Annotated in this window: 2 protein-coding genes; one reads left to right on the top strand and one right to left on the bottom strand. The window is 47.7% G+C overall.

The window, feature by feature from the left end:
• On the top strand, positions 1–1,935 hold a 1,935-nt coding region (locus tag H6S82_RS18890), incomplete at its 5' end, for a GAF domain-containing protein (protein WP_191056549.1).
• 312 nt (positions 1,936–2,247) lie between these two features.
• Here H6S82_RS18890 and secA read toward each other — a convergent pair.
• The coding region (secA, locus tag H6S82_RS18895; protein ID WP_191056550.1) for a preprotein translocase subunit SecA at positions 2,248–4,679 on the bottom strand (2,432 nt) is incomplete at its 5' end.

The following is a 4,679-nucleotide window of genomic DNA, read 5'->3' on the forward strand; positions in this document are numbered from 1 at the left end:
CTCACAGCGGAAATAGCTTCTGCGATTACAAGTGAGGAAGATTGGCAAAAAACTTTAAAAATCTGTGCCGAACAGCTAACTACGCGGCTGCAAGTCGATCGCTTTTTGGTGCTGCTTTTCGATCCAGACCAGAAACATTTTGAAATTTGTTTTCAAACCCAACCAGTCAATCGACGACCGATAGTTTCTCAAACAGGGGGAAAAGATTCTTCCCAGACTCTACCGAGCTTAAGCGATGTAGACTGGCAACTGCTGGAACGCAGTCCTGAAGCAGTAGCAATTGAAGACTTATCAACAGATTTGAAGTTGCTGGGCTTTCGCAATGCGTTTTTGGAAGCAGGAGTTCGCAGTCTTCTCACCTGCAATACAAGTTTAAAACGACCCCTGACAGGACTCCTCATCGTTACCAGCGAAAATCCGCGTACCTGGACTAGCGCCGAGCGAGAAATTTTCCGCGTTGTCAGTCAGCAGATCGGCTTAATTATCAACCAGCGGCGGTTGATCGGACAACTCGATCGCCAACAAAAAAGTTACCAGTCTCTGCAATGGGGTCTGACCACAATGCAGCAAGCTTTTTCGCTCGAGCATATAGAAAAAGCCGCTCTGCAATCGATTGCTACTATGCTACAAGCTCCCGTTGCCGCTTTGGTTAGCTGGTCTCCCAGAAGCAAAGAAGGCCGCATCCTAACTACAGATGTCAGCAACTACCAATTCGCGATCGACTCAAACTTTATTGTCCCCATACGCAGCGACGAGTTAATTCAAGAAGCTTTAGCATCTGATGGTCTTTTAGTCAAAGATGTAACAAATATTTCTCCAGCGACGCGCAGTTGGATTTCCGGCCCTGGCATTAGCGAGATTATGGTTATGCCTCTGCAAACCGCTCCGGAACACGAGCCTACTGGGGTGGCGATCGTCGCAAAAGGTACTGGAAGTTGGCCAAACAGCGCTCTACCGATGTTCGGCTTGCTAACCTCTCAGCTAGCATGGTTGCGTCGCTATAAGATGCTGATCGATTCTCTGTCTGAAGAACGAGAAGAACTGCAATGTTTAAATTGGTATAAACATCGTTTAATTGCCGATTTGGCACGGCAATATTTACAGCCGCCCCAAATTGAGCTCGTAGAAGATTTAAGCCGTCAGGGAGCAGTCAAAGAGTTACGCCAGCCTGCGGGGCGATTCCATAGTTCCCCAGCAATTAAAAATTCTAAGGATTTGTTGACTAAGCAAGATTCGCGTCATGGTGGACTGGCTATCTATATTTATTCTATGCTTGCCAATGAGCAGTGGAAAATTGGCTATCGGGAATTAGAAAATGGCAAAGTTTTGTCGGATGACGGAATTGAAGATGAAGATTCAGAAAAAAATTCAATCGCAGCTTCTTTTGCATCTACAAAAGATTCAATTAGATTGACCAGCTTGTTGTTGCGATCGCTCGATCGTATCGATCCGGCAATCAAACAAAAACGTATCTGGGCTCAAATCCACGATACCGAAGGTGAGAAAGCCCTCACTACCAACCTCAGCAAAAAATTAGATATTGTCAAAATCGAATTAGTAATTCACGAAATATTGATGGCTGCGTGCGATCGAGTTCGCACCGGAGGACGGATTGACATTTGGTGTCGTCAGCTGGGACATGAAAGTAGAGGCTATGGCGAAGAAGAGCTTTCGCCCTCCCATAGCCATCATTATCCCCCCGATCGTTTTATCGAGCTGTCCGTGACAGATGACGGAGCGATCGACCCGGTACTCATTGCCGAGCTACAACAAGCACCCTCTGACGATCTCGTTCCTTCCACTCTGGACAAACCACCCGGACTCCATCTGCGGATTTGTCAATCGATCGTCAGACAAATGGCAGGCGAGCTTAACTTCTATCAAATAGATGATGGCAGAGTCCTCAGTCGCTTGCTCATTCCTCTGCGAGACTAGGGGCTAGGGGTTAGGGGCTAGGGAAGAGGGAAGAGGGAAAAGGGAAAAGATTTATTCTCCCGCTCCCCCACTCCCCCACTCCCCCACTCCCTAGAACGCCAGTCCACTAGAATAAATTGACAAAAACAACGAAATATGTATTGTGTAGGGGCGAAGCATTCGGGCGACAATCGATCGCGATCTGCAACAATTTTTATGTCCGAATGCTTCGCCCTGCCGAGGTTTCTATGCACACACATCTTATTTCTTTTGTCAACCTCTTTTACTGGACTGGCGCTCTAGCCCCTAGCCCCTAATCCCTAGCCCCTCTTTTCACTGCATCTGCGGTTGAAATTGGAACAAGGAATAGACAACATTGCGACGAATTGCTGTCATCATCTCCAAGAAAGTTTCGTATCCCTCGCTCTTATATTCGATCAACGGGTCTTTTTGACCGTAGCCGCGCAGACCGACACTTTCTCGCAGTGCATCCATTGCTTGTAAATGCTCGCGCCAAAGGGTATCGATTTGCTGCAAGATAAAGAATCGCTCCGCTTGACGCATCAATCCCGGCTGAATTTGTTCTATCTGGGCTTCTTTGAGGTCGTAGGCAATTCGCACTTGCTCGTGCAGGAAAGTTTTGATTTCGCCTACAGACAAATCTTCTAATTGATTTGCTTCCATATCAGACAACAGATAGACAAATTCCTTCACCTTACTCACCAGCTTACCTAATTCCCATTCTTCCGATGGCAGCTCTGGGTTGACATAAGCATCTACGATGTCGTCCATCGTTTTTTCAGCGTATTTAATTACCTGCTCTTTCAAGTCTTGACCTTCCAGCACCCGGCGACGTTCGGCATAGATAGCGCGACGCTGATTGTTCATCACTTCGTCGTACTCAAACACCTGTTTGCGGATGTCGTAGTAATAAGTTTCTACCTTTCTTTGGGCACCTTCCAGGGAGCGAGTGAGCATACCGGATTCGATCGGCATATCTTCTTCCACTCGGAACATCTCCATCATGGACTTAACGCGATCGCCACCAAAAATCCGCAACAAATTATCTTCCAAACTCAAGAAGAACTTAGTCGAACCTGGGTCTCCTTGCCGTCCCGCACGTCCCCGCAATTGGTTGTCGATCCGCCGAGATTCGTGTCTTTCCGTCCCGATCACGTGCAAACCGCCCAATTTCACAACTTCTTGGTGTTCGCTGCTGGTGTATTGCTCGTATGTCCTGCGAACCTCGTTGTAAGCTTCCCGCAGTTTTTGAATTGCGGGGTCTTCGGTGGGCGCTTTTTCGGATGCTACCGCGACCTTATCCTCGGCTTCTAATTCCGATAAGCTGTTTTCTCCATACTGGGAAACAGCAACTTCTACAGCGTCTTTGAGCATCTTTTCTGCTTCCCGCGATAGCTGTACGGGGAAAATTTGCGCTGATGCTTTCCAAGTTTTTACTTTCTTGGTAGCACCGGGAGCAAAACCTATCCCACCGCTGCGTTCTGCTTCTGCGCCGGGAACTCGCCGGATCGAAAATTCATCTTCCTCTTGCTGTACAATCCTGGGCATAAAGTATTCCCGCAATTTCAGCCGCGCCATGTAGTCGGCGTTACCGCCGAGAATGATGTCTGTACCGCGACCGGCCATGTTTGTCGCGATCGTCACCGCTCCTTTGCGACCTGCTTGGGCAATAATTTCCGACTCGCGTTCTACGTTCTCTGGCTTGGCATTGAGGAGATTGTGAGGAACGTTTCTTTCCCGGAGTAGGGAACTCAGGAGTTCTGATTTCTCAACGCTGGTAGTGCCAACTAATACCGGGCGACCGAGTTGGTGCATTTCCGCGCATTCTTCAGCAATCGCCCGCCATTTGGCTGCTTCTGTTTTGTAGACCACATCCGACATATCTCCACGGATATTGGGTCGATTGGTTGGAATGATAGTTACTTCCAGTTTGTAAATCTTTTCAAACTCTGCTTCTTCCGTTTTGGCAGTGCCGGTCATCCCACCCAATTTCGGATAAAGCAAGAAAAGATTTTGATAGGTAATCGTAGCCAGAGTTTGAGTTTCCGGTTGAATTTCTGTTTGCTCTTTCGCTTCGATCGCCTGATGCAAACCATCGCTCCAACGCCTACCGGGCAGCACGCGACCTGTAAATTCGTCTACGATTACTACCTCGTCATTACGGACGATATAGTTCACGTCTTTGATAAAAAGTTCTTTGGCCTTAATCGCATTGAAAATGTAGTGAGCCCAAGGATCGTTAGGGTCGTAGAGGTCGTTAACTTCCAGCAGTTTCTCGGCTTGTGCAAACCCTTCATCTGACAAGATGACATTACGTGCTTTTTCGTCTACTTCGTAATGGTCTTCTTTATTCAATCCCATCGCCACTTGTGCTGCCCGAATATATTTTTCGCTGGGCTTCTCCACTTGACCTGAGATAATCAGAGGGGTGCGAGCTTCATCAATTAAGATTGAGTCAACTTCGTCAATTACGCAATAGTTAAAAGGACGTTGTACCACTTCTGACATAGATGTGGCCATATTGTCCCGCAAGTAGTCGAAACCAATTTCGCTGTTTGTGGCGTAGGTGATATCGCACTGATAATTTTTCTGGCGTTCTGTCGAATTCATGCCTGCTTGGATCAACCCTACGCTCAATCCCAAGAAGCGATGTATTTGCCCCATCCATTCGGCATCCCGCTTCGCCAGGTAATCGTTAACCGTGATCACGTGTACCCCTTTGCCGCTGAGGGCGTTTAAGTAAG

It is taken from the genome of Planktothrix sp. FACHB-1355 (genome assembly GCF_014748295.1).
Classification (GTDB): domain Bacteria; phylum Cyanobacteriota; class Cyanobacteriia; order Cyanobacteriales; family Aerosakkonemataceae; genus Aerosakkonema; species Aerosakkonema funiforme_A.